The sequence below is a fragment of the Pseudomethylobacillus aquaticus genome, from assembly GCF_003730115.1.
GTDB lineage: Bacteria > Pseudomonadota > Gammaproteobacteria > Burkholderiales > Methylophilaceae > Pseudomethylobacillus > Pseudomethylobacillus aquaticus.
Map to the genome: position 1 here is coordinate 66,997 of NZ_RJVP01000008.1, position 25,573 is coordinate 92,569.

23 protein-coding genes and 1 other RNA gene are annotated in these 25,573 nt (G+C 61.2%); 22 read left to right on the forward strand and 2 right to left on the reverse strand.

The window, feature by feature from the left end; all coding sequences use genetic code 11:
* Window positions 1–212: 212 nt before the first annotated feature.
* Together ED236_RS11985 and ED236_RS11990 are read right to left on the reverse strand one after the other, a co-directional pair.
* Window positions 213–548 (reverse strand): YraN family protein, encoded by a 336-nt coding sequence (locus ED236_RS11985; protein WP_123238225.1) that lies wholly within the window; start codon window positions 546–548, stop codon window positions 213–215.
* On the reverse strand, window positions 545–2,287 hold the full coding sequence (locus tag ED236_RS11990; protein ID WP_162299627.1) for a penicillin-binding protein activator: 1,743 nt from the start codon (window positions 2,285–2,287) through the stop codon (window positions 545–547). Before ED236_RS11990 ends, ED236_RS11985 begins: the two co-directional genes overlap by 4 nt.
* A 42-nt stretch (window positions 2,288–2,329) precedes the next feature.
* On the opposite strand from ED236_RS11990, the gene rsmI reads away from it, so the two are divergent.
* The 22 genes from rsmI to lpxC all read left to right on the forward strand — a co-directional run bounded on the left by rsmI (window position 2,330) and on the right by lpxC (window position 25,570).
* A complete protein-coding gene (gene rsmI / locus ED236_RS11995; protein ID WP_123238227.1) occupies window positions 2,330–3,178 on the forward strand; it encodes a 16S rRNA (cytidine(1402)-2'-O)-methyltransferase in 849 nt (282 codons plus the stop codon).
* Window positions 3,175–4,212 (forward strand): dihydroorotase, encoded by a 1,038-nt coding sequence (gene pyrC / locus ED236_RS12000; RefSeq protein ID WP_123238228.1) that lies wholly within the window; start codon window positions 3,175–3,177, stop codon window positions 4,210–4,212. Before rsmI ends, pyrC begins: the two co-directional genes overlap by 4 nt.
* Window positions 4,212–5,375, forward strand: a complete 1,164-nt coding sequence (locus ED236_RS12005) for a pyridoxal-phosphate-dependent aminotransferase family protein (RefSeq protein WP_123238269.1) — start codon at window positions 4,212–4,214, stop codon at window positions 5,373–5,375. Before pyrC ends, ED236_RS12005 begins: the two co-directional genes overlap by 1 nt.
* Before the next feature lie 10 nt (window positions 5,376–5,385).
* Window positions 5,386–5,717: RNase P RNA component class A (rnpB, locus tag ED236_RS12010), an RNA gene on the forward strand.
* 462 nt (window positions 5,718–6,179) lie between these two features.
* Window positions 6,180–6,626 (forward strand): division/cell wall cluster transcriptional repressor MraZ, encoded by a 447-nt coding sequence (mraZ, locus tag ED236_RS12015; protein WP_123238229.1) that lies wholly within the window; start codon window positions 6,180–6,182, stop codon window positions 6,624–6,626.
* Entirely contained in the window at window positions 6,623–7,561 is a 939-nt protein-coding gene (gene rsmH / locus ED236_RS12020; protein WP_123238230.1) for a 16S rRNA (cytosine(1402)-N(4))-methyltransferase RsmH, read from the forward strand. Before mraZ ends, rsmH begins: the two co-directional genes overlap by 4 nt.
* Window positions 7,561–7,839, forward strand: a complete 279-nt coding sequence (ftsL, locus tag ED236_RS12025) for a cell division protein FtsL (RefSeq protein ID WP_123238231.1) — start codon at window positions 7,561–7,563, stop codon at window positions 7,837–7,839. The genes rsmH and ftsL overlap by 1 nt, the downstream gene beginning before the upstream one ends.
* Window positions 7,840–7,844: 5 nt before the next feature.
* A complete protein-coding gene (locus ED236_RS12030; protein ID WP_123238270.1) occupies window positions 7,845–9,563 on the forward strand; it encodes a peptidoglycan D,D-transpeptidase FtsI family protein in 1,719 nt (572 codons plus the stop codon).
* Window positions 9,560–10,999: a UDP-N-acetylmuramoyl-L-alanyl-D-glutamate--2,6-diaminopimelate ligase gene (locus ED236_RS12035; protein WP_240032139.1), complete on the forward strand. Its 1,440-nt coding sequence runs from the start codon at window positions 9,560–9,562 to the stop codon at window positions 10,997–10,999. The genes ED236_RS12030 and ED236_RS12035 overlap by 4 nt, the downstream gene beginning before the upstream one ends.
* Complete coding sequence (locus ED236_RS12040) at window positions 10,996–12,432, forward strand: UDP-N-acetylmuramoyl-tripeptide--D-alanyl-D-alanine ligase (RefSeq protein ID WP_338053183.1); 1,437 nt, start codon at window positions 10,996–10,998, stop codon at window positions 12,430–12,432. The genes ED236_RS12035 and ED236_RS12040 overlap by 4 nt, the downstream gene beginning before the upstream one ends.
* On the forward strand, window positions 12,432–13,535 hold the full coding sequence (gene mraY, locus ED236_RS12045; RefSeq protein ID WP_123238233.1) for a phospho-N-acetylmuramoyl-pentapeptide-transferase: 1,104 nt from the start codon (window positions 12,432–12,434) through the stop codon (window positions 13,533–13,535). Before ED236_RS12040 ends, mraY begins: the two co-directional genes overlap by 1 nt.
* Window positions 13,536–13,658: 123 nt before the next feature.
* Window positions 13,659–15,047 carry a UDP-N-acetylmuramoyl-L-alanine--D-glutamate ligase gene (murD, locus tag ED236_RS12050; protein WP_123238234.1) on the forward strand — a complete coding sequence of 463 codons (1,389 nt, stop codon included), beginning with the start codon at window positions 13,659–13,661 and terminating at the stop codon, window positions 15,045–15,047.
* Entirely contained in the window at window positions 15,044–16,207 is a 1,164-nt protein-coding gene (ftsW, locus tag ED236_RS12055; RefSeq protein ID WP_123238235.1) for a putative lipid II flippase FtsW, read from the forward strand. The genes murD and ftsW overlap by 4 nt, the downstream gene beginning before the upstream one ends.
* A 227-nt stretch (window positions 16,208–16,434) precedes the next feature.
* Complete coding sequence (locus tag ED236_RS12525; RefSeq protein WP_162299628.1) at window positions 16,435–16,575, forward strand: hypothetical protein; 141 nt, start codon at window positions 16,435–16,437, stop codon at window positions 16,573–16,575.
* Window positions 16,572–17,651 (forward strand): undecaprenyldiphospho-muramoylpentapeptide beta-N-acetylglucosaminyltransferase, encoded by a 1,080-nt coding sequence (gene murG / locus ED236_RS12065; protein ID WP_123238237.1) that lies wholly within the window; start codon window positions 16,572–16,574, stop codon window positions 17,649–17,651. Before ED236_RS12525 ends, murG begins: the two co-directional genes overlap by 4 nt.
* The gene (murC, locus tag ED236_RS12070; protein ID WP_123238238.1) at window positions 17,648–19,048 is read left to right on the forward strand and encodes a UDP-N-acetylmuramate--L-alanine ligase; all 1,401 of its coding nucleotides are present in this window, start codon (window positions 17,648–17,650) and stop codon (window positions 19,046–19,048) included. The genes murG and murC overlap by 4 nt, the downstream gene beginning before the upstream one ends.
* Window positions 19,048–19,944: a UDP-N-acetylmuramate dehydrogenase gene (murB, locus tag ED236_RS12075; RefSeq protein ID WP_193726111.1), complete on the forward strand. Its 897-nt coding sequence runs from the start codon at window positions 19,048–19,050 to the stop codon at window positions 19,942–19,944. The genes murC and murB overlap by 1 nt, the downstream gene beginning before the upstream one ends.
* Complete coding sequence (locus ED236_RS12080) at window positions 19,941–20,894, forward strand: D-alanine--D-alanine ligase (protein WP_123238240.1); 954 nt, start codon at window positions 19,941–19,943, stop codon at window positions 20,892–20,894. The genes murB and ED236_RS12080 overlap by 4 nt, the downstream gene beginning before the upstream one ends.
* A gap of 90 nt (window positions 20,895–20,984) precedes the next feature.
* Entirely contained in the window at window positions 20,985–21,722 is a 738-nt protein-coding gene (locus ED236_RS12085) for a cell division protein FtsQ/DivIB (RefSeq protein WP_123238272.1), read from the forward strand.
* Between the two features lie 27 nt (window positions 21,723–21,749).
* A complete protein-coding gene (gene ftsA, locus ED236_RS12090; protein WP_123238241.1) occupies window positions 21,750–22,988 on the forward strand; it encodes a cell division protein FtsA in 1,239 nt (412 codons plus the stop codon).
* 137 nt (window positions 22,989–23,125) lie between these two features.
* Entirely contained in the window at window positions 23,126–24,292 is a 1,167-nt protein-coding gene (gene ftsZ, locus ED236_RS12095) for a cell division protein FtsZ (RefSeq protein WP_123238242.1), read from the forward strand.
* 348 nt (window positions 24,293–24,640) lie between these two features.
* Window positions 24,641–25,570: a UDP-3-O-acyl-N-acetylglucosamine deacetylase gene (gene lpxC, locus ED236_RS12100; RefSeq protein WP_123238273.1), complete on the forward strand. Its 930-nt coding sequence runs from the start codon at window positions 24,641–24,643 to the stop codon at window positions 25,568–25,570.
* The last annotated feature ends 3 nt before the right edge of the window (window positions 25,571–25,573 follow it).

The following is a 25,573-nucleotide window of genomic DNA, read 5'->3' on the forward strand; positions in this document are numbered from 1 at the left end:
TGATTGTTTACCATGCAGGCATGTTGGTGTGAGTTGAAGGCGTAAATTGCCAGATTGCATCATATCGAACTTGTGCAGTTACCTTAGCATGGAGTCGTGAACGGTGTGTGAAGTTCCATACAGCGAGTCCATAGCAGAGTTCGGTAGCAGAGTTCGGTAGCAGAGTTCGGCAGCAGAATTCGATAGCCAGGCAAGATCATCCCGACAACAGCTTAGAACGCATTGCATATCCATTCGATATCGCCGGTTGCCAGTGACGACATCAAGATCACATCGAAGCGGCAAGGCTGATTGCCATGGCTTTGCAGGTAATAGTCTGCCGTGATGCGTAGTTTACGTTGTTTGTCCGCCGTGATGCTGGCCAGTGCGCCGCCATAATCAGCATGACGGCGTAAACGCACTTCCACGAACACCAGTGTCTGACTGTCCTGCATGATCAGATCGATCTCGCCATAGCGGCTACGAAAATTGCGTTCCAGCAAACGCAGCCCCTGATGCTGCAGATAGTCAGCTGCCAATGCTTCGGCTTGCGCGCCAGTGCTGGTCACGGCAATGTTTCTGCGCTGACGCCCGTGCTGGTGTAAGTGCCGGTGGCCAGGTTGCGCTCCAGCTCGCCTTGCGGATTGCGCGTGATGCGCCCGGTCAGGCCCTGTAACAGCAGCGTTCGTTCGGGCTGTTGCAGTGCCAGCAATAATTGATAGGCGTCCACCCCCAGCGCGAACCAGCGTTGCATCTCGCCCGGTGGCAGCTCGGCGGCTGCCGCTTTGTAGGGCTGGTAGGCCGGGTTGTTTGGATTGAGCAGCCAGGGGATATCCACGAAGCGGATGCCGATCAGCTCTGCATCCAGCGGGTCCTGCAGTATGCCGCTGAAGCTATGTGACAAGGCAAACGTAGGCGTGGCCCTGTCCATCAATGGACGCACGGCACGTGCATGCTGCTCATCGCCCGCGATCAGGTAAAGATCACCAGCCGCACTGCCTTGCGGGATCAAGGCAGAGGTCGTGCTGTCAGTATCCACGACGATGGTGTCGCGCACTTCACCGCCCTGTGCCAGCCATTGATCCTTGAAGCTTGTGCTGATGCGCTGTGCAAGCGGGCTGTTGCTGGCGATGATGGTAGCACTTTGCATGCCGGCATCGCGCGCCATGCGCACCAGTTGCGTGACCTCGCTATGGATCGATAATCCATAGCTGTGGAAAAGCGGTGGTGCTGCCGCTACATTCTGGTTCAGGCCCAGTGTCAGGACAGGATGCGCATCGCCTTGCAAGACGGCCACTTCGTCGCGCGTGACCGGCCCCACCACCAGGGAAGCACCCTCCTTGAGCGCCTGCTGGTAGATAGGCCTGATCTCCAGCACATCGCCGCTGGTGGCATAGGTTCTGACTTTGCCCAGGCCGTGGGCCTGGCTGTGAGCCGCGATGAAGCCGCGCTCGATGGCATCGGCGACGGCGGTGTAGCCTTCGGTTTCGTAAGGCAGCAGCAGCGCGATGTCGCCATCCAGGCCGGTCGACGCGGCAAGATGGCGTTGGTCCAGCTCCCGGGTCAATGCAAGGCCGCTAAGCTGGCCGGCACTCTCCATGCTGGCGCTCTGCTGGCCAGCCGTTTCCTGGTCAGCTTCATCTCCTTGATGGGCTGCGCTGCCTTCAAGATCGATCGCCGAGGGGATGGCGGTTTCGGTGGTCTCTGCCACCGCAACGATGCCGAAGGCATATTCGGGCTGTGCCGGATGTTCGCGGTGATGCGCACGCCACTGTTGCAGGCGCGTATTGACCGAGTCCCCGCTTTCTATGTCGCTGATGGTGAGCGCCAGGGCTATCCAGCCCTGCATCACCTTGTCGGTGGCGTCACTGCTCATCTGCATGAGATCTTCCCGGCTCAGCGAAGCAAGCAGGCGCCCGGTGCGTTGTTGCTGTGCCGCGATCGCGGCAGGTTCGGATAATGCGGCTTCAGATAAGGTATATTGTTCCAGCGCTTTCAGCGGCTGTTGCTGGGCCGCATACGCGATACCCAGGCTCTGGTGCAGGCTAGCTCTGGCTTCTCCGCGCAAGCCCGCATCGTTCTGCAAAGGCAGTAGCAGCGACAGGACACTGTCGGTGTCGCCAGTGCTGGCAGCGATATTGCCCGCCAGTAGATCGGCATAGAGGGACTGGCTGTTGATGCGTTGCAACGCCAGTTGCGCGCATTCACTATTGTGGACGCGCAGGCAGGCCATGCCTTGGGAGAATTGAGTTTCTGCGGCCTCATCCGCGACAGCTGTGTGTGCTGGCAGGAGCAGGCTGAAGGCCATGCTGGCAATCAAGCCGATATTTGATAATAGGGATAACTGTAATTGAATCATATCGGTACATTATATGTGGTGGCCACTCCGATTGGGAACCTGCAGGACATCAGCCTGCGCGCTCTGGAGGTGTTGCGCAGTGTGGATGCCATCGCGGCTGAGGACACGCGGCATAGCGCAGGCCTGCTGACGCATTTTGCCATCCAGAAAAAGTTGCTGGCCGTGCATCAGCATAACGAACAGGCGGCGGCTGAATCGCTGCTGCAGCGACTGCTCGCAGGTGAGTCGATCGCCCTGGTCAGTGATGCCGGTACACCGGCGATCAGTGATCCGGGTGCTGTGGTGGTGCAGCAGGCGCGTCAGGCCGGGGTACGTGTGGTGCCTATCCCGGGCGCCAGCGCAGTGGTGACGGCGCTATCGGCAGCGGGTATCGCCAGTGGCGGTTTCCTGTTCCATGGGTTTTTGCCAGCCAGTCATGCGCAGCGCTGCCGTCAACTGGAGGCTTTGCGCGGCCTGGAAGCGACGCTGGTGTTCTACGAAGCGCCACATCGCATCTTGGAATGTGTGGCTGATCTGCAGGCGGTGCTAGGTGATGAGCGGCACCTGATCCTGGCGCGCGAGCTCACCAAGACGTTCGAAACCATACATCGCTGCCGGCTGGACGAAGCGCTGGCCTGGCTCAAGGCCGATAGCAACCAGCAGCGCGGTGAATTCGTGCTGCTGGTGGAGCCACCGGCACCGCGCGAGGCAGAGGCAGTCGATGAAAACGCCCGGCGTGTATTAAACTTGCTGCTGGCCGAACTGCCGCTCAAGCAGGCAGTGAAATTGGCTGCTGATATCTCGGGCGCAAAAAAGAATGCGCTGTATGAACTTGCCCTCACTTTAAAAGCTTCCACATGACCACCCTGACTTTTACTCGTCCCGATGACTGGCACCTGCACCTGCGGGACGGTGCCGCCTTGCAATCCGTGCTGCCGGATACCGCGCGCCAGTTCGCGCGTGCCATCGTCATGCCCAATCTGCGTCCGCCGGTGACCACCACGGCACTGGCGCTAGCTTATCGTGAACGTATTCTCGCCGCTCTGCCAGCTGGTATGGTGTTCGAACCGCTCATGACCTTGTATCTCACCGATAACATGCGTGCTGAGGAGATCCTGCTGGCCAAGGCCAGTGGCGCAGTTCATGGCGTCAAGCTCTATCCGGCGGGGGCCACCACCAATTCCGATTCCGGCGTGACCAGTCTGGAAAAGTGCGCGCCCGCCCTGGCCGCCATGGAGCAATGTGGACTGCCACTGCTGGTGCATGCCGAGGTCACCGATGCCGATGTGGACGTGTTCGACCGCGAAAAGGTGTTCATAGACCGTCATATGCGTCCCTTGCTGCAACGTCACCCTGGCCTCAAGGTGGTGTTCGAGCACATCACGACGCGTGACGCGGCCGAATTCGTCGCCGCCGCGCCCACCAATGTCGCGGCCACCATCACCGCCCACCATCTGCTCATGAACCGCAATGCCATGTTCGCGGGCGGTATACGTCCGCATCATTACTGTTTGCCGGTGTTGAAGCGTGAAGAGCACCGGCTGGCTTTGCTGGCTGCGGCCACCTCCGGCAGCGCCAAATTCTTCCTGGGCACGGACAGCGCGCCACACGCCAAGCATGCCAAGGAAGCGGCGTGTGGGTGTGCGGGCATGTATACCGCGCATGCGGCGATCGAGTTCTATGCGGAAGCCTTCGAGGCGGCAGGCGCGCTGGACAAGCTGGAAGCCTTCGCCAGTTTCCATGGGCCGGATTTTTATGGCTTGCCGCGCAATACCAGCCAGGTGAGCTTGAAGCGCGAAACCTGGAGCGTGCCGGACGAGATCGCACTGGGCGCTGAAACGCTGGTGCCGCTGCGTGCCGGTCAGACCATCGCCTGGAAATTGCAAGCGGCATGATGCCTGCGCCGTCCTTGCCTGCATTTGCGCCGCCGCGCCGCATCCTGCTCGGGCCTGGCCCGTCGGATGTACACCCGCGTGTGCTGGCCGCCATGGCGCGGCCTACCATCGGGCATCTGGATCCAGACTTTTCGGACATGCTCGAACAGCTTAAAGCGTTGTTGCGCTATGCGTTCCAGACCGACAATGCGCTGACCTTCGCCTTGTCCGCGCCCGGCATGATAGGCATGGAAACCTGTTTCGTTAACCTGATTGAGCCTGGCGACAAGGTGATTGTTTGCAGCAATGGCGTGTTCGGCGCGCGTATGGCCGAGATCGTACGCCGCTGTGGCGGCGAGCTAGTGCTGCTGGAAACCGAGTGGGGCAAGCCGGTGGATGCGCAGCAGCTGGAGCTGACCTTGCGGGCCAATGCCGATACCCGCGTGGTGGCTTTCGTGCATGCCGAGACTTCGACTGGGGTACGGTCGGATGCGCGCGTGCTGGCGGAAGTCGCCCACCGCCAGGGCGCGCTGGTGATCTGCGATACCGTCACTTCCTTGGGTTCTATCCCCTTGTATGTGGACGACTGGCAGCTGGATGCTGTCTACTCGGCCAGCCAGAAGGGCTTGTCCTGCACGCCCGGCCTGTCGCCGGTGACATTCAGTGCGGCGGCCGTCGAGCGCATCCGTCAGCGCAAACAGCCGGTGCAGAGCTGGTTCATGGACATTAACCTCATCCTGAGTTATTGGGGTGACGGTGTCAGTGGCGTCAAGCGCACCTATCACCATACTGCGCCCATCAATGCCTTGTATGGGCTGCATGAGGCCTTGCGCATGCTGGCGGAAGAAGGCTTGCAGGCGAGCTGGCAGCGTCATCAGGCCTGTCATGAGCAGTTGGTGGCCGGATTGGAGCGGCTGGGCTTGCACTTGCTGGTGGCGTCTGCCGCGCGTTTGCCGCAACTCAATACCGTACTGGTGCCGGATAGCGTGGATGAAGCGCGTCTACGCCATGACCTGTTGTCGCAGCATGGCATCGAGATCGGTGCCGGCCTGGGCGTGCTTGCCGGTAAGACTTTACGTATCGGGCTCATGGGTGGCAGCGCCACGCCGCAGAACGTGGCCGCCTGCCTGCATGGGCTAGGTGCTGCACTGGCGGCGCAGGGCTGGGCACCTGCTTCGTGTTAAAATCCATCCCGAAGCTGGCCAGACAGTCGCTGCCCGAGTGATCGGGGAGAGGAAAGTCCGGGCTCCATAGAGCGGGATGACGGCTAACGGCCGTACGCCGTGAGGCGAGGAACAGGGCCACAGAGACGAGTAAATCGCAGTTCGCTGCGATGGATGTGAAACGCGGTAACCTCCATCCGGAGCAAGACCAAATAGGCTGGCATTTCACTTCGGTGATAAGGCGTGGCTCGCGCTGCCAGCGGGTAGGTTGCTTGAGTGCATGAGCAATTGTGCGCCTAGAGGAATGACTGTCGCTCGCAGTGATGCGAGGCACAGAACCCGGCTTACCGGCCAGCTTCTTTCTTTATGATCATCTTCGCCAGATATTTCTCAGGCTTATCTCTTGATCAGATATCCATCTTCTGGCGGGGTATCTCCGGATGCTTGCTGATATTTCCTCATTCTGTTTTCCGGGTTCTTCACAATTTTCTCGCTGGTTTTCTCCATGAGGTTTACTGATATTCATCTTTTTGGCAGCGGGTTGCTGCCCGGTCACCACGATCAAGCACATCCTTGCTTGTTCTCATAAAGCACTTTCACTTGCAGGGCTATCTTGTTATTTTCTAACGACAAATTATTAATTAACAAAATCCGCTAAGTCATTGTCCTGTAAAGGAAAAATCATCAAAAAGAGCTTGCCGGGCTCATTTTTTTTATCTATAGTGGCTAGCAGTGGGAAATTGTGGGAAATTGTGTTGAATTGAAATGTCGATTCGGCTGCAGCTTCCCAACTTGGCTAGTGTCATTAAGGGATAAAACGAGCGCATGTTTCGCGGTGCAACATCACTGAATCTGGATGCCAAAGGCAGGCTGGTCATACCTGCCAGGCACCGTGATGCGCTGTTCACGCAAAGTGCCGGCCAATTGGTGTTGACCGCGCACCCGCACCGCTGCCTGTTGTTATATCCGCAGCCTGCCTGGGAGCCTATCCAGGCCAAGCTGATGTCGCTGTCCAGCTTCGATCGTCAATCCAGTGCCTTGCAGCGTTTGCTGGTCGGTCATGCCGAAGACATCAACCTGGATGCGGCTGGCCGTCTGTTGGTGTCGCCGGTGCTGCGTGACTTTGCCGCACTGGACAAGCAGGTGATGCTGGTGGGACAGGGCTCGCACTTCGAGTTGTGGAACCCGGATGCCTTGCGCCAGCATATGGACAAGCTGATCGGCGACGAGCCGGTGGATCTTCCTGCTGAACTGGATGGATTCTCGCTGTGAGCGGCAGCGCTCAGCATGTCACGGTGTTACTGGATGAAGCAGTGGACGCGTTGGCAATCAAACCCGATGGTCGTTATGTAGACGCCACCTTTGGTCGTGGCGGGCATAGCCGTCGCATCCTGGAGCGCTTGTCTGCAGGTGGCCGGTTGCTGGCCATGGACCGCGACCTGGCGGCTGTCGAGGCTGCGGCTGGGATAGCAGACCCGCGTTTTCAAATCGTGCACAGCCCGTTCTCGGCGCTCAGCGATGTGCTGGCCGCACAAGGCTGGCCAGCCGCTGACGGCATCCTGCTTGATCTCGGCATCTCTTCCCCGCAGATAGACGAAGCCGCGCGCGGCTTCAGTTTCCGATTCGATGCGCCGCTGGATATGCGCATGGACCAAAGTCGCGGCCAGACGGCCGCAGAATTCCTCGCAGAAGTTTCCGAACAGCAATTAACACAGGTGATCAAAGATTATGGTGAAGAACGGTTTGCTCGGCAGATTGCAAGGGCGCTTGTTGCGGTACGCACGGCTGGCGGCGCTGTCACCACAACCGGCCAGCTTGCCAAAGTCGTCGCCGGGGCGGTTCGCAAGGCTGAGCCTGGGCAGGACCCAGCGACGCGTACCTTTCAAGCTCTACGGATTTTCATCAATCAGGAACTTGACCAACTTGCGCTAGTGCTACCGCAGTGCCTGACCAGTCTGGCGCCTGGCGGGCGTCTGGCGGTGATCAGCTTCCATTCGCTGGAGGATCGCACCGTCAAGCATTTCATCCGTGATGAGCAGGACCGTGATGCCTTGCCGTCGCGTTTCCCGGTGCGTGCCGCCGAGTTGCCTCAGCCACGTTTGCGTGCCATCGGCCGTGCCATCAAGCCGGGCGCGGATGAAGTGCGCCGCAATCCACGTTCGCGCAGTGCGGTGATGCGCGTCGCCGAGCGCACGGAGGTGGCGTGATGACCCAGTTCAACCTGATGCTGTTTGGTGTACTGATCATGTTATCGCTGGCCACGGTGGCGGGTCAGCATCAGGCGCGCAAACATTACTTCGAGCTGGAGCAACAGCAGCAAGCCGCCCGCCAGTACGAGGTGGAGTGGGGTCAGTTGCAGCTGGAACAGAACACCTGGGCCACGCATGCCCGCATCGAGCAGATCGCCAATCAGGCTTTGAAGATGCGCGTGCCCGATAACCACAGCATCCAGGTGGTGCCGGCTACTACAGGGGTGCAGCCATGATGCGCATGGCACAGCATGAAGTGGTCAGACTGCCGGCCTGGCGCAGGCGCGTGCTGCTGGTGGTGGTGCTGATGGGGTTCGCCGTGCTGCTGGGGCGCAGTGTGTATCTGCAAAGTACCCACAAAGTCTTTTTGCAAAAGGAAGGCGACGCGCGTTACAGCCGTCCGCTGGTGTTGCCTGCACACCGCGGCATGATCACCGACCGCCACGGCAGCCCGCTGGCGATCAGCACCCCGGTGGAATCGATCTGGGCTAATCCGTCCGATGTGCAGATGACCCCCAGGCAATTGCAACAACTGGCGGGCCTGCTGGACCTCAAATCTGCCGATATCCAGAAAAAGCTCAGCAATCAGCAGCGCGAGTTCGCCTACCTCAAGCGCCGTGTGTCGCCTGCCTTGGCCAATCAGGTGATGGGGCTGGGCATCCCGGGTATTTTCATGCAGCGTGAATACCGCCGTTATTACCCGGCCGCGGAAGTGGCTGCGCATCTGGTGGGCTTCACCGGTGTGGATGGTGACGGCAAGGAAGGCTTCGAGCTGGCCCAGCAGGACTGGTTGTCCGGCAAGGCCGGCAGCCGCCGCGTCATCAAGGACAGGCAAGGCCGTATCGTCGATGACCTGGAGGCCGTCAAGGTGCCGCAGGACGGGCGCGATCTGGTGTTGTCCATCGATTCCAAGATCCAGTATCTGGCTTATCGTGAGCTGCTCGCCGCGGTCAAGGCGCACAAGGCCAAGGCCGGTGCGGCGGTGGTGCTGGATGCAAAGACCGGCGAAGTGCTGGCCATGGTTAATGTGCCCACCTACAACCCCAACAATCCGGTCAAGCTGGAAGGCCGTGCACGTAACCGTGCCGTGGTGGATATCTTCGAGCCAGGTTCCACGTTGAAGCCATTCACGGCCGCCGCCGCGCTGGACCTGGGCACTTACCGTGCCGACACGCAGATCGAAACCGCCCCCGGCTTCTTCAAGGTGGGGCGTGCCACCATCCGTGACGTGCATCCGCAAGGACTGATTTCGGTGGCTGAAGTCATCCAGAAATCCTCCAATGTGGGCGCCGCCAAGATGGGGCTGTCCATGCAGCCGCAGCATCTGTGGGGGGTGTTCAACCAGCTTGGCCTGGGGCGCCCGACCAACATCGGCTTTCCAGGGGAGGCCAGTGGCAAGCTGCGCGCCTACAAGAGCTGGCGCCCGATCGAGCAGGCCACCATGTCCTATGGCTATGGCATCAGCCTGACCCTGTTGCAATTGGCACGTGCGTACACCGTGTTCGCCAATCAGGGTGAGTTGCTGCCGGTGTCGCTGGTCAAGCTCAAGCAGCCAGCGCTGGGTCAGCAGATCTTCACGGCAAGGACCACGTCCAGTGTGCTCAGCATGATGGAGATGGCCGTGCAGGCCGGAGGCACCGCGCCCAAGGCGCAGATCGCCGGCTATCGAGTGGCTGGCAAGACCGGTACCGCACACAAACTGGGGGCGGAGGGTTACGAGGGCAAGCGCTATGTATCCTCTTTTGTCGGGATGGCGCCAGCTTCCAATCCCCGCCTGATTATGGCGGTGATGATAGACGACCCCAGCAATGGCCAGCATTACGGTGGTGCGGTGGCGGCGCCGGTATTCAGCGGTGTGATGGCACCAGCGCTGCGCCTGCTCGGCATTCCACAGGATGCGCCCAACAACAACATCGTGATCCCGCCTGAACAGGCTGTCGAAGTGAAGGAGATGGTGTGAGTACGCCACTCGACAGACTGCGTGCACTCGGCCTGAACATCCGGGGCATCACCGCTGACAGCCGTCAGGTACGTCCGGGCAGCCTGTTCCTGGCCTACCCGGGGGAGCATGTGGACGGCAGACGCTATATCGAAGCAGCCCTGCGTCAGGGCGCCAGCGCCGTGCTGTGGGAAGAAGCCGATGCTGATACCGGGCTGGGTAAAGGCCTGCCCGGCTTTGCCGTGCGCGATCTGCGCGCGCAGGCTGGCCAGTTGGCCGATGCCTTCTACCAGCAGCCTTCCACGCAGCTGCATATGGTGGGCGTCACCGGGACCAACGGCAAAACCTCGTGCAGTCACTGGCTGGCGCAGGCGATGAGCGCACTCGGTCACCCCACCGCCGTGGTCGGTACGCTGGGCAACGGCTTTCCGGGGGCGCTGGAAGCTGCCATCAACACCACGCCTGACCCCATCCTGCTGCACGGCATGCTGGCGGATTATCTGGCGCGCGGCGCGCATGGCGTGGCCATGGAGGTGTCCTCGCACGGCCTCGATCAAGGCCGTGTCAACGGCGTGCATTTCGATGTCGCGGTGCTGACCAACCTTACGCGCGACCATCTGGACTATCACGGCGACATGGCGGCGTATGCCGCCGCCAAGCGCAAGCTGTTCGACTGGCCCGGTCTGACCAAGCGCGTGCTCAATGTTGATGATGCCTTTGGTGCCAGTTTGTATCGCGAACTCCGTGCGGCTGGACATGCCGTGCTGGGCTATGGCTTGCAACAGGGTGAAGTGCGTGGCAGCAGGCTGCAACTGAGTGAGCAGGGCATGCTGCTGGATGTGGACACGCCGTATGGGCATGCGCAACTGCAAGCCGCGCTGCTGGGGCGTTTCAATGCCAGCAATCTGCTGGCCGTACTGGCTACCTTGCTGGTGTCCGGCGTGGAGCTGGATGCGGCGGCCGAGGTGCTGGGCCAGGTGCAGGCGGTGCCTGGCCGCATGCAGCGATACGGCGGCGGCGCACAGCCGCTGGTGGTGGTGGATTATGCCCATACGCCAGATGCGCTGGATAACGTGTTGAACACCTTGCGTATCCAGACTACTGGTCAGCTGATCTGCGTATTCGGCTGCGGTGGTAACCGCGACCGTGGCAAACGCAGCCTGATGGCGGAAGTCGCCAGCCGCCTTGCCGACCGTGTGGTGCTCACCTCGGACAACCCGCGTGATGAAGCGCCCGACGCCATCATTGCCGATGCACTGCCCGGCCTGCAAGGCAAAGAAGCGGTGATCGAGCCGGAGCGTGCCGCCGCCATCCATGCCGCCATCGCCATGGCCGTGGCTGGCGATACGGTGCTGGTGGCAGGCAAGGGGCATGAGGATTATCAGGAGATCGCAGGCGTACGCTATCCATTTAGCGATGCCGCTGTGGTGCGTCTGGCCTTGGGGGAGCGCACATGAGCGGTGATCGCATCAAGTTGTCCGGCATCATCTCTCCAGGAATGGCGTCGCCCGAAATGATGTCGCTGAGCGAAGCCGCACTGGCCACGGGTGGCCAACTCATCGGCGAGGATGTGGCATTCCTCAGTGTGGGTACGGACAGCCGCGCCATACAGCCTCAACAGCTGTTCGTCGCCCTGCGTGGCGAAAAATTCGACGGCCATCGTTTCGTGGAAACCGCGCTGGCACAAGGTGCTGCAGCTGCGCTGGTCGCAGCCGCTGTGCCCGGACAAACCCCACTGCTGCTGGTGGACGATACGCGCCTCGCGCTGGGCAAGCTGGCCAGTCACTGGCGTAAGCAATTCACTATCCCACTGGTGGCCATCACTGGCAGCAACGGCAAAACCACCGTCAAGGAGATGCTGGCCAGCATCCTGCGCGCCGTCTGCGGTGATGACGAGGCCGTGCTGGCCACGCGTGGCAATCTCAACAATGACATCGGCATGCCATTGACGCTGCTGGGTCTGCGCAGCACGCACCGCTATGCCGTCATCGAGATGGGTATGAACCATCGCGGCGAGATCGATTATCTGAGCCGTCTGGCCCGGCCTGCGGTGGCGCTGGTCAACAATGCCACGCCTGCGCATCTGGGCGGCTTGGGGTCGGTACAAGCCATCGCCGAGGCCAAGGGCGAGATCTTCGGCGGCCTGTCGGCAGAGGGTGTGGCCATCATCAATCTGGACGACGTGTATGCGCCGTTGTGGCAACAACTGGCGGCCGCGCATGCCCAGCTCAGTTTCGGGCTGGACGGGAAGGCAGATGTGAGCGCCCGCTATCAGCTTGATGCTGATTCCAGCCAGATTCAGATCAGCACGCCACAAGGTTCGTTGACGGTCCGGCTAGGCGTGCCCGGTGTGCACAATGTGCGTAATGCCTTGGCCGCGACGGCCGCTGCCCTGGCAGTGGGCGTGCCCTTGACAGCGATCCTTGCCGGTCTGGAAGCCTTCGCCGGGGTGCGTGGCCGTCTGCAACACAAGCCGGGCCTGCACGGCGCGCAGCTCATCGATGACACCTACAACGCCAATCCTGCCTCCATGAAAGCGGCTATCGATGTGCTGGCCAGCCGGGCTGGCAAGCGTGTGCTGGTGCTGGGTGACATGGGCGAGCTGGGAGAGACGGCGGCCAGCCTGCACACCGAGATCGGCCGCTATGCGCGCGATGCCGGCATCCATCAGCTGCATGCGCTGGGCGAGCTGAGTCAGCACATGGTGGCTGGCTTCGGTGCGGGCGCGCAGCACCATGCACAGCTGGACAGCCTGACGGCCGCGCTACAAAACGAGCTGGATGAACAGACCACGGTGCTGATCAAGGGCTCGCGCTTCATGCGCATGGAGCGCGTGGTGGAAGCGCTCACTACACAACATAACAAGGCGCAACAAGGGGAGGTGCACTGATGTTACTCGAGCTCGCACAATGGCTGTCGCATGATATCCGTGCATTCAATGTGTTCAACTACATCACGCTGCGCGCGGTGATGGCCACCTTGACGGGGCTACTGATCTCGTTCGCGGTCGGCCCGGTGTTGATCCGCAAACTCACCCACTACAAGGTTGGTCAGTCGGTGCGTGACGACGGTCCGCAAACCCATCTGGTCAAGGCGGGCACCCCCACCATGGGCGGCGCGCTGATCCTGGTGTCCATCGCCATCGCCACGCTGTTATGGGCGGACCTCAGCAACCGCTTCGTGTGGGTGGTGCTGGTCACCACGCTGGGCTTTGGCATCATCGGCTGGGTGGACGACTGGCGCAAAGTGGTGCATCGCAACCCCAAAGGCTTGTCGGCCAAGGCCAAGTACTTCTGGCAATCGCTGATCGGGCTGGGGGTGGCGATCTACCTGTTCAGCACCGCCACCTCGCCTACCGAGACGCAGCTCATCGTGCCCTTCTTCAAGAACCTGATCCTGCCCTTGGGCGCGGTCAGCTTCATCGTGCTTACTTACTTCGTCATCGTTGGCAGCAGCAACGCGGTCAATCTGACCGATGGCCTGGACGGCCTGGCCATCATGCCCACCGTGATGGTGTCCGGCGCATTGGCCATCTTTGCCTACGTGGCGGGTCATCTGTACTTCTCCAAATATCTGGGCATGCCGTATGTGCCGGGTGCCGGTGAGCTGGCCGTGTTCTGTGCGGCCATGGTCGGGGCTGGCCTGGGCTTTTTGTGGTTCAACGCCTACCCGGCCGAGGTGTTCATGGGCGACGTGGGCGCGCTGGCACTGGGTGCTGCACTGGGCGTGGTGGCGGTGATCGTGCGTCAGGAGATCGTGCTGTTCGTGATGGGCGGCGTGTTCGTGGTGGAAACCCTGTCGGTCGCGGCGCAGGTGAGTTACTTCAAATACACCAAAGCGCGCTATGGCACCGGCAAACGCATCTTCCTGATGGCGCCACTGCACCACCACTACGAGCAAAAAGGCTGGAAGGAAACGCAAGTCGTGGTGCGCTTCTGGATCATCACCATGATGCTGGTGCTGGTCGGGCTTTCTACCTTGAAGTTGAGATAGTCGAGATCAAGAGAAACGTGAAATCTGCAAAGGGGACGTGTGAAAGGTGAAAAGTGAAAGGTGAAACGTAGAACCATCCGGTTTTTACATTTCACGTTTCACATTTCATGTTTCACGGATTGTATGAAGCTGAGCATTAAAGACAAACAGGTGCTGGTGCTGGGGCTGGGTGATACCGGCCTGTCGGCATTGCGCTGGCTGAAACGCCAGGGCGCGCGCCTGTCTGTCGCCGATACACGCCAGGTGCCGCCTAATCTGGCCCAGGTGCAGGCCGAGTTCCCCGGCATCACGGTGTCGGTCGGTGCTTTGCAGCCAGCCACGTTTGCAGGCGCAGACCTGGTGGTGATCAGCCCTGGGGTGCCGCTGGCAGAGCCTGAAGTGCAGGCCGCCATGGCCCGTGGCATCGCGGTGGTGGGCGATGTGGAACTGTTCGCGCAGTACCGCCCTGCGGGCAGCAAGCTGATCGCCATCACCGGTGCCAATGGCAAGAGCACGGTGACCACGCTGGTGGGCGAGATGTGCAAGGCCGCCGGGCTCAACACCGTGGTGGCTGGCAACATCGGCCTGCCGGTGCTGGATGTGCTGGACGACCAGCAAGCGCAGGTCGACGTCTATGTGCTGGAGCTGTCCAGCTTTCAGCTGGAAACCACGCGCTCCTTGAATGCAGATGCCGCGACGGTGCTGAATCTTAGTGAAGACCACATGGACCGCTACAGCGGCATGGCCGATTATGCTGCCGCCAAGGCGCATGTGTTCGCTGATGCCGACAGCCTTGGCGTGCAGGTGCTCAATCGTGACGATGCCTGGAGCCTGGGCATGACCCTGCCTGGTCGTCAGGTGGTATGTTTTGGTCTGGGTGCCCCCACACAAAGCAGCGATTTTGGCTTGATCCAGCGCCATGGTGTCGATTGGCTGGCTCAGGGTGAAGAAGCGCTGTTGCCATTGAGCGCACTGCGCATCGCCGGGTTGCACAATGCCGCCAACGCCCTCGCTGCGCTGGCGCTGTGCCGCAGCCTAGGCTTGCCCTGGGCACCCTTGCTGCAGGCGCTGCGTGATTTTGCCGGGCTGCCGCACCGCGTGCAGTGGCTGGCCGAAGTGAATGGTGTCAGTTTCTACGACGACTCCAAAGGCACCAATGTAGGTGCCACTTGCGCCGCCTTGTCCGGCTTCCCCAACAAGGTGGTGCTGATCGCCGGTGGCGATGGCAAAGGCCAGGACTTCTCGCCGCTGCGCGCGCCGGTGGCCGCCAATGCGCGTGCCGTGGTGCTGATCGGGCGCGATGCGCCACACCTCGCTGCGGTGCTGCAGGACACGGGCGTGCCCTTGTTGCCAGCCAGCGACCTTCCATCCGCGGTGCAGATCGCCAGTGCCGCTGCCCAGCACGGCGATGCCGTGCTGCTGTCGCCCGCTTGCGCCAGTTTCGACATGTTCCGCAACTATCTGCACCGTGCCGAAGTGTTCGCCGACGCGGTGCATGCACTCAAGTCGGCCGGACAGGAGTCGGCGGCATGATGAGCTTCCTCAATAACCGTGATCAGGTGGTGGCAGCCAGCTACGACGAAGGTCTGCTGTGGGTGATCCTGCTGCTGCTGGGCCTGGGGCTGGTGATGGTGTATTCCTCCTCCATCGCGCTGGCCGAAGCGGACAAAGCCACTGGTCATCAGGCCAGCTACTTCGTTATCCGCCATGCCATGTATCTGGTGATCAGCCTGGCGGTCGCGGCGGTGACCTTCCAGGTGCCCACGCAGTGGTGGCAGAACATGGCGCCCTTCCTGTTCATGGTCGGTTTGGTGTTGCTGGTGCTGGTGCTGATCCCCGGCATAGGTCGTGAGGTGAACGGCAGTCGCCGCTGGATCTCGCTGGTGGTGGTGACCCTGCAGCCGTCCGAACTGATGAAGCTGTTCGCCACTATCTACGTGGCGGATTACACCTTGCGTAAAGCTTCGGTGATGGACAGCTTCAGCAAAGGCTTCTTCCCCATGCTGCTGGTGATGTTCCTGGTGGGCATGCTGCTGCTGTCAGAGCCGGATTTCGGTGCGTTTGCCGTCATCACCGCCATCGCCATGAGTATCCTGTGGCTGGGCGGCATCAACATCCGCATCTTCATCGGCCTGTTCATCCTGCTGGTAGTCGGCTTCGTTGCGCTGATCTGGAGTTCACCCTACCGCTTGCAGCGCATCATCGGCTTCATGGACCCCTGGGCAGACCCCTACGGCAAGGGCTATCAGCTATCGCACGCGCTCATTGCGTTCGGGCGCGGTGAATGGTTCGGCGTGGGGCTGGGCGCCAGTGTCGAAAAGCTGCTGTACCTGCCGGAAGCGCACACCGACTTCATCCTTGCCGTCACGGCAGAAGAACTCGGTTTCATCGGCGTACTGGCCGTGGTGGCGATGTTCGCCTGGCTGGTCACGCGTGCGTTCGGTATCGCCAAGGAATCCATCAAGCTGGAACGTTATTTTTCGGCGCTGCTGGCGCAAGGCATCGCCATCTGGCTGGGCGTGCAGAGCATCATCAACATGGGCGTGAACATGGGCATCCTGCCGACCAAGGGCCTGACCTTGCCCCTGCTGTCGTATGGCGGCAGCGGCATCCTCGCCAATTGCATGGCACTCGCCATCCTGCTGCGGATTGATTGGGAGAATCGTCGTCTGCAAAAAGGGCTGCCAGCATGACCAGAATGCAAATAGCGCGCGGTTTCAAACAGGGCCTGCAGCCGGCGGTTTCGGCGCAGGCTAAGCTGCGTAGCAGGTTAAGCGCAGCGGCCGTAGCCAAAACCTCCTCGCTAAATGGGGCGGCAGGCATGAGCTACCGAGCCTGCGAAGCTGCGAGTAAAGCGAATGCTGGCGGACGCCGACACGCTAATGCAGGCCTTCTTGCCAGTCGTTCGGAGGCGGCACGCATGATGCTGCACGTCGTGGTCGGGGCGCGCCCGACAGCGCGTTACTTTATTTTGCTCGTCCAAAATAAAGTAACCAAACAATCGGCATGGCATAACGGGAATTTATCTGTGCCGTCACCACTGCCAGAGGTGCTCGCATGAGCAAGACCCTGCTCATCATGGCAGCCGGTACCGGTGGACACGTCATGCCGGGGCTGGCCGTTGCAGCCGAGATGCAGGCGCGCGGCTGGCAGGTGCATTGGCTGGGCACCACGCATGGCATGGAGAACCGGCTGGTGCCGGCCAAGGGTATCCGCATGACCCGGCTCAATTTCTCCGGTCTGCGTGGCAAGGGCTGGCAGCACAGTCTGGCCGGTGTGTTCAAGCTGGTGCTGGCCACCTGGCAGAGCTGGCGCTTGATGCGCAAGCTCAAGCCCGCCGTGGTGCTTGGTATGGGGGGCTATGTGACCGTGCCCGGCGGTTGGGCGGCGCGTGCCTGCCAGCTGCCGCTGGCGCTGGTGAATGCAGATGCCCGTTTGCTGATGTCGAACCGCGCCTTGCTATCGGCGGCCCAGCGTGTCCTGTTCGGCTTCCAAACGAACACGCAAGAAGTGGGTGCAGACAAATTGCGTGTCACCGGTAATCCGGTGCGCACCGAGATCGTGGACATCATCGCCCCCGAGCATCGTTATGGCGCCAGACAGGGTGCGCTACGCTTGCTGGTGGTGGGCGGCAGTCTGGGTGCGCAAGTGCTGAACGAACTGGTGCCACAGGCACTGGCGCTGATGCCGGAAGCCGAGCGTCCACAGGTGGTGCATCAGGCTGGTGAGCGCCATATCCAGCAACTGCGTGCCGCTTATACGGCAGCAGGCGTTACGGCAGACGTGCGTAGCTTCATCGAGGACATGGCCGCCGAGTATGCGGCGGCGGACGTGCTGGTGTGCCGCGCCGGTGCCATCACCATCAGCGAGATCACCGTGGCCGGTGTGGCCAGTGTGCTGGTGCCCTTGCTGGTCTCGACCACCTCGCATCAACAGGACAACGCGCGCTGGTTGGCAGAGCAGGGCGCTGCGTTGCACCTTCCGCAACAAGCACTGACAGCAGAATCGCTGGCTGTGCAGTTGCGCGCCTTGCGCCGCCCGCATCTGCTGCAGATGGCACAACAGGCGCGGCATCTGGGGCGCCCCAATGCCACCTCCGCCATCGCCGACCAACTTGAGGAGATCGCGCTGCCATGAAACACAAGGTTAAAAACGTGCATTTCGTCGGCATCGGCGGTTCCGGCATGAGTGGCATCGCCGAGGTGCTGGTCAACCTGGGCTTTCAGGTCAGCGGTTCCGATCTGGCCGATAACAGCGTGACGCGCCGCCTGCAGTCATTGGGAGCGCGCGTGTTCCAGGGGCACGCCGCCGAGCACATGCAGGCCGCCGACGTGGTGGTGGTGTCCTCGGCTGTCAACGAGAGCAACCCCGAAGTGATGGCGGCACGTGGCCGCAATATCCCGGTGGTGCCACGCGCCATCATGCTGGCCGAGTTGATGCGTTTCCGTCAGGGCATCGCCGTCGCCGGTACGCATGGCAAGACCACCACCACCAGCCTGATCGCCAGCATTCTGGCCGAAGCGGGCATGGACCCGACCTTTGTGATCGGCGGCCGTCTGGAAGCGGCCAGTACCAATGCGCGGCTGGGGACCGGTGAGTTCATCGTGGCCGAGGCCGATGAATCCGACGCGTCCTTCCTGCACCTGACGCCGGTGATGGCGGTGGTCACCAATATCGACGCCGACCACATGGACACCTACGGCCATGATTTCGAGAAGCTCAAAGGCGCTTTTGTCGAGTTCCTGCAGCAGTTGCCGTTCTGGGGCATGGCCGTGTTGTGCATCGATGACCCGAACGTGCGTGCCATCCTGCCCAGCGTGACCAAACCGGTGATGCCGTATGGCTTCTCCGAGGACGCCCGCATCCGTGCCAAGAACGTGCGCGCCGACCACGGCACCATGCATTTCACCGTGCAGCGCATCAATGGCGTGACCACGGAGTTCGACGTGACGCTGAATCTGCCCGGCAACCATTACGTGCTGAATGCGCTGGCTGCGATCGCGGTGGCCAGTGAGCTCAACGTACCGGATGCCGCCATCATCAAGGCGCTCAAGGAATTCAAGGGTGTGGGACGTCGTTTCGAGCGCTATGGCGAAGTGCCTGCCAGGAACGGTGGCCATTTCACCCTCATCGATGACTACGGCCATCACCCGGTCGAGATGCAGGCGGTGATCGCTGCGGCGCGTGGGGCCTTCCCGGAGCGCAGGCTGGTGATGGCGTTTCAGCCGCACCGCTACACCCGCACCCGCGATTGTTTCGAAGATTTTGTGCGTGTGCTGTCCGGTACCGATGCCCTGCTGCTGACCGAGGTGTACCCGGCTGGCGAATCCCCCATCGTGGCGGCAGATGGCCGGGCGCTGGTGCGTGCGGTGCGCGTGGCTGGCAAGGTGGAACCTTTGTTCATTGAAACACCGGCCGAATTGCCGGCAGCGATCCTGGACGTGGCGCGCGATGGCGATGTGGTCATCGTCATGGGGGCCGGTTCCATCGGTCAGGTTGCCAGCAGGACCCGCGAACAGGCGGTGGCAAGTTGATGGCACTGCAATCAACACAAGGCACCTTGATCAGCCACGAACCGCTGGCGCGCTATACCAGCTGGCGTGTGGGTGGTCCGGCCGAGCGTTTGTATATCCCGGCGGACCTGGCAGATCTGCAGGCCTTCCTGCAGCGCCTGCCAGAGCAGGAGCCCGTGCATTTCATCGGCCTGGGTTCCAACCTGCTGGTGCGGGACGGTGGCGTGCGTGGCACGGTGGTGGTCATGCATAACGTGCTGGCCGAGCTGCGCATGGAAGGCGAGATGGTGTATGCCGAAGCCGGTGTCACCTGCGCCAAGCTGGCGCGCTTCACCGCACGCCAGCATCGGCATGGTGCGGAGTTCATGGCGGGGATCCCGGGCACGGTAGGCGGTGCATTGGCCATGAATGCGGGCTGCCATGGTGGCGAGACCTGGCCCATCGTGGCGCGCGCGCAGCTCATCGACCACCGCGGCGCACTGCATACGCTGGCGTATGAGGCGTTTGCGGCCAGCTATCGTCATGTGGAGATGGCGGATGGTCAGCCGCTGCAGGGCTGGTTCGTGGCGGCCTGGTTCAGCTTGCCTGTGGGCGAGGCCAGTGAGGCCGAGCAGAAGATCAAGTCCTTATTGGCCAGACGGCTGGCCACACAGCCATTGAACCTGCCGAATGCAGGTTCCACCTTCCGCAATCCGCCTGGCGACTTCGCTGCACGGCTGGTGGAAGCCAGCGGCCTCAAGGGGCACACCATAGGTGGCGCGCAGGTGTCGGAAAAACATGCCAACTTCATCGTCAATCTGGGCGATGCGACGGCAGCGGATATCGAACAGTTGATCGCGCTGATGCGTGACACGGTGAAACAGAGATTCAGTGTGGATTTGCAACAGGAAGTACGCGTGATAGGTGAAGCGGGATGAGTCAACATTTTGGAAAAGTCGCGGTATTGATGGGCGGACGTTCGGGCGAGCGTGCGGTATCGCTCAAGAGTGGTGCTGCGGTACTGGCCTCGCTGCAACGCAGCGGCGTGGATGCGCACGCCTTTGATCCGGCTGAGCGGCCATTGCACGATCTGCAAGGCTACGACCGCGTGTTCATCGCATTGCATGGCCGTTATGGTGAAGACGGCACCATGCAGGGGGCGCTGGAACTGATGGGCATCCCCTACACTGGCAGCGGCGTGATGGCCTCCAGCGTGGGCATGGACAAATGGCGCACCAAGTTGCTGTGGCGTGCGGCGGGCGTGGTCACGCCAGCGTTCGAACTGGTTACGGCCGACAGTGACTTTGCCGCCATCGAGCGCAGCCTGGGGCTGCCGCTGTTCGTAAAACCCGCCAATGAAGGCTCCAGCATCGGCATCAGCAAGGTCAAGCAGGCGGGTGAGCTGCCCGCCGCCTATCGCCTCGCTGCCGAGGCCGATCCGCTGGTGATCGCCGAACAGTTCGTGGGTGGAGGTGAGTACACGGTGGGGATTCTGGGCGATCAGGTGCTGCCCATCATCCGCATCGTGCCTGCCAACGAATTCTATGACTACGAAGCCAAATACCTGCGTGACGACACGCAGTACCTGTGCCCGTGCGGCCTGAATGCTGAGCAGGAAGCCGCTATCCAGGCCGAGGCCATGCAGGCCTTCCGCACCATAGGCGGGCGTGGTTGGGGTCGCGTGGATTTCCTCATGGACGAAGCAGGCCAGCATTACTTCCTGGAAGTGAATACCTCGCCCGGCATGACAGACCACAGCCTGGTGCCCATGGGCGCCAAGGCGGCCGGTATCGATTTTGATGCGCTGGTGCTGCGGATACTGGAGCTGGCTAGTGTCTCCAGCCATCACCGTAGCGAGCAGGGTGAAATGCAAGGAACCCCGCAGTGAGCGGTAAGGCATATCGAGTGGATAGACGAGCCGTGAGCGAGGACGTGACGCAGCAGTTCGCCCGCGCAGCAGGCGATGGCGGAGACACCCATGTGGGATAGGCCTGAAATCCTCAATCCCCTCGCCAACGTGCTGTATGCCCTGGCGGCGCTGATGCTGTGCTACAGCGCAGCGCAATGGGTGTTGCGGCTGCCGGTGTTCCCGCTGCGACTGGTCGAGGTCGATGGCGAGTTGCAGCATGTGACGCGTGAGCAGGTGGCGCTGATCGCCCAGCGGCATCTGCGCGGCAATTTCTTCACCATGGATCTGCGCGGCGCGCGAGATGCCTTCCGCAAGCTGCCCTGGGCGCGTGATGTGAGCGTGCGCAGGCGCTGGCCGGACAAGCTGGAAGTGCGTGTCGAGGAGCATCGCGAACTGGGGCGCTGGGGCAACCTGGCGCTGGTGAATACGCATGGCGAGTTGTTCAACGCCGCCTCGGGCAAGGACCTGCCGGTGTTCTACGGTGCCAGCAGTGCCGTGCCGCAGTTGGCCACGCGCTATCAGCAATATCAGGCCGTGCTGGATAAAGCGGCCATGAAGATCGCCAGTGTGACGCTGACGCCGCGTCAGGCCTGGCAAGTGATCACGGAAGACGGTTTGCAGATCGAACTGGGGCGCGACGAGACGGTGCAGCGTTTGCAACGCTTTACCCAGGTGTATCAGAGCACCTTGCCCGGCGTACGTTTGAAGTATGCCGATCTCCGTTACAGCAATGGATTCGCCGTGCGCAAGCCGGCCAGCGATGCACGCAAGTCCGTGCCGTCGAAACAGCAGTCGAACGCGGTGTAAGGCCGTGGTTCGCATCTTGGAGAATGTATGAGCAGGACCAGAGAAGACAGTAATTTGATCGTGGGGCTGGACATCGGCACATCGAAGATCGTGGCCGTGGTCGCCGAGCTGCAGCTGGATGGCTCGCTCAAGGTGATCGGTCTGGGCCAGCACGTGTCGCGCGGCCTGAAAAAAGGCGTGGTGGTCAATATCGACTCCACCATGCAGTCCATCCAGCGTGCGCTGGAAGAAGCCGAATTGATGGCGGATTGCAAGATCAGCACCGTGTTCACGGGCATCGCAGGCAGCCACGTGAAGAGCCTCAATTCGCACGGCATGGTGCGCATCAAGGATGCCGAAGTGACCCAGGCCGATGTGGACCGCGTGATCGACACCGCACGCGCCATCGCGCTGCCGTCCGACCAGCAGATCCTGCACATCCTCACCCAGGAATTCATCATCGACGGTCAGGAAGACGTGCGCGAGCCGATCAGCATGAGCGGCATGAAGCTGGAAGTGAAGGTGCATATCGTCACCGGCGCGGTCTCGGCGGCACAGAACATCGTCAAGTGCATCAAGCGTTGCGGCATCGAGGTCAGCGACCTGATCCTGCAGCCGCTGGCGTCCAGTGCGGCGGTGCTGACCGAAGATGAAAAAGAGCTGGGCGTTTGCCTGGTGGACATAGGCGGCGGCACCACGGATATCGCCGTGTTCAAGCAGGGGGCCATCCGGCATACCGCGGTGGTGCCCATCGCCGGTGACCAGATCACCAACGACGTGGCCGTGGCGTTCCGCACGCCTACCCCGGCGGCGGAAGACATCAAGATCAAGCACGGCTGTGCCTTGCGCCAGCTGGCGGCACAGCGCGAAGTGGTGGAAGTGCCAGGTGTGGATGGCCGTGAGCCGCGCCAGCTGTCATTGCAGACGCTGGCCGAGGTGATCGAGCCGCGTGTGGTCGAGCTCTATGAATTCGTACTCAACGAGCTGCGCCGCAGCGGCATGGAAGACATGATCGCCTCCGGCATCGTCATCACCGGCGGTTCTTCGATGATGCGCGGCATGGTGGAGCTGGGCGAAGAGATCTTCCACATGCCGGTGCGTCTGGGCATGCCGCGTTATGTGGGCGGCCTGTCCGAAGTGGTCAGCAACCCGCGCTACGCCACCGGTGTCGGCCTGGTGCTGATGGGCAAGCAGCAGGTGGAGCGGCATATCCAGGGGCACCTGCAATCGAATTCACTGGCACGCGTGCTGGAACGGATGAAGAGCTGGTTCCAGGGCAATTTTTAGCAGCAGATATTTAGTCGTCATCGCGCAGTAATTGTTAGTTGAGCAGTACAGGCAAGGCAAACGCAGTAGGCAGTCAATCGGGCAGAGGGATGCTGTTAAAGCATCTGGATTAATGGCAGAAAACAAGGAGGCATCACATGTTTGAAATTATGGAAAACAACACACAGGAAGCTGTGATCAAGGTGATCGGTGTCGGCGGTTGCGGTGGTAATGCCGTCGCCCACATGATCGAGAAGTCAGTCGGCGGCGTTGAGTTCATTTGCGCCAACACCGACATGCAGGCACTGAAGAAGAGTCAGGCCAAGCACATTCTGCAGATCGGCACCGACATCACCAAGGGGCTGGGCGCAGGGGCCCGTCCTGACATCGGCCGTCAGGCTGCCATGGAAGACCGTGACCGCATCGCCGAGATCATCGACGGCGCCGACATGCTGTTCATCGCGGCAGGCATGGGCGGCGGTACCGGTACCGGTGCTGCGCCCATCATCGCGGAAGTGGCCAAGGAAATGGGCATCCTGACCGTGGCGGTGGTGACCAAGCCATTCGCGTTCGAAGGCAAGCGCACCAAAGTGGCACAAGAAGGCCTGGAAGAACTTTCCAAGCATGTGGACTCTCTGATCGTTATCCCTAACGAAAAGCTGATGCAGGTACTGGGCGATGATGTGCCCTTCCTGGAAGCGTTCCGCGCGGCCAACGATGTGCTGCACAACGCGGTGTCCGGCATTGCCGAGATCATCAATTGCCCTGGTCTGGTCAACGTCGACTTTGCCGACGTACGCACCGTGATGTCGGAGATGGGCATGGCCATGATGGGTTCTGCCATCGCCAATGGTTCCGAGCGTGCACGTATCGCGGCTGAACAGGCTGTTGCCAGCCCATTGCTGGAAGACGTGAACCTCGCCAATGCGCGTGGCGTACTGGTCAACATCACCGCCAGCAGCTCGTTCAAGATGCGTGAGTTCCATGAAGTGATGAACACCATCAAGGCATTCACGGCAGAAGATGCCACCGTCATCGTGGGTAACGTCATCGACGAATCCATGGGCGATGGTCTGCGTGTGACCATGGTGGCCACCGGCCTGAACGGTGCGGTTGCGCGTCGTAGCCAGAAGCCTGAGCTGCGCGTGATGACCCAGGTGCGTGACGGTACTACCAACCAGCCTGTGTATTCGGGTGCGGCTGCGACCGACGACGAAGTGCCGCTGGTGTTCAGCTCCGGGCGCCGTGCTACGGTGGAAGCGATGAAGATGTCCGGTGTGGAAGAGTTCGACATCCCGGCTTTCCTGCGTCGCCAGGCGGACTAGGCCGCGACCCACTGCGGCATGGTCACCAAGTAACTATGCTATGATTTTTGATAGGGATTTTTGACAGGGTGCTGTGTTTTTGACAGGGTCATGCAGAAATCGGGTCTTGGACCGGGGTCGTAAACACAAGCCCAGACAGCGCCGCCTCAATCAGCGCTGTTGAACGGGGAGTGCTGGTAAGCGTGCGATGAATGTCAGTGATGGTTAGCAATGATGTTTGGCGCACGTAGAAACAGCAGGCCTGTCCAAGGATCATGGCCAGTTAAGTAAGGCCCGACAGTTAACGCCGCAAGGTAAAAGATAGTGGCCACGGCCAGTGCCGTGGCCATGCATCAGATGAGGAAGCATGTGCTCAAACAGAGAACATTGAAACAGGCGATCAGCACCACCGGTGTGGGTCTGCACAGTGGCGACAAGGTAACCTTGACCTTGCGTCCAGCGGCGGCCGACACTGGCATTGTGTTCCGGCGAGTCGATCTGCCCGACATGCCGGCATTCAGGGTGGCGCCTCATCTGGTCAACGACACACGGCTATGTTCCGCGCTGGAAGCCAACGGTGCGCGCGTGGCCACGGTCGAGCATTTGATGTCCGCATTGGCCGGTCTGGGCGTGGATAACGCCCAGATCGACCTGGATGCGTCCGAAGTGCCCATCGTGGACGGCAGTGCCGGTCCATTCGTATTCCTGCTGCAGTCAGCCGGCATCATCGAGCAGCCTGCAGCCAAACGTTTCGTCCGCATCAAGAAGAGCATCGAAGTGCATGACGGCGACAAGTGGGTGCGTTTCGACCCCCACTTCGGCTTCAAGCTCGACTTCGTCATCGATTTCAACCATCCGGTGTTCGAGCACAGCGGCAAGCATGTCACCATCGACTTTGCCGATGACAACTACATCAAAGAGATCAGCCGTGCGCGCACCTTTGGTTTCATGCACGAGGTGGAATACCTGCGCTCCAATGGGCTGGCCCGTGGCGGCAGTCTGGATAACGCCATCGTGCTGGATGAATACCGGGTGCTGAATGGTGACGGTCTGCGCTACAGCGATGAGTTCGCCAAGCACAAGATGCTGGATGCCATCGGCGATCTGTATGTGTTGGGCCACCCGCTGATCGGTGCCTACAGTGCCTATAAATCCGGGCATGCCATGAACAATCAGTTGTTGCGTGACCTGCTGGCCGACCCGACGGCCTGGGAATACATCAGCTTTGACGATGCGGCTCAAGCTCCAGCCGCGTTCCGTAACCCTATCCTGTCTGCACCGGCGTTGAACTACGCCTGACCA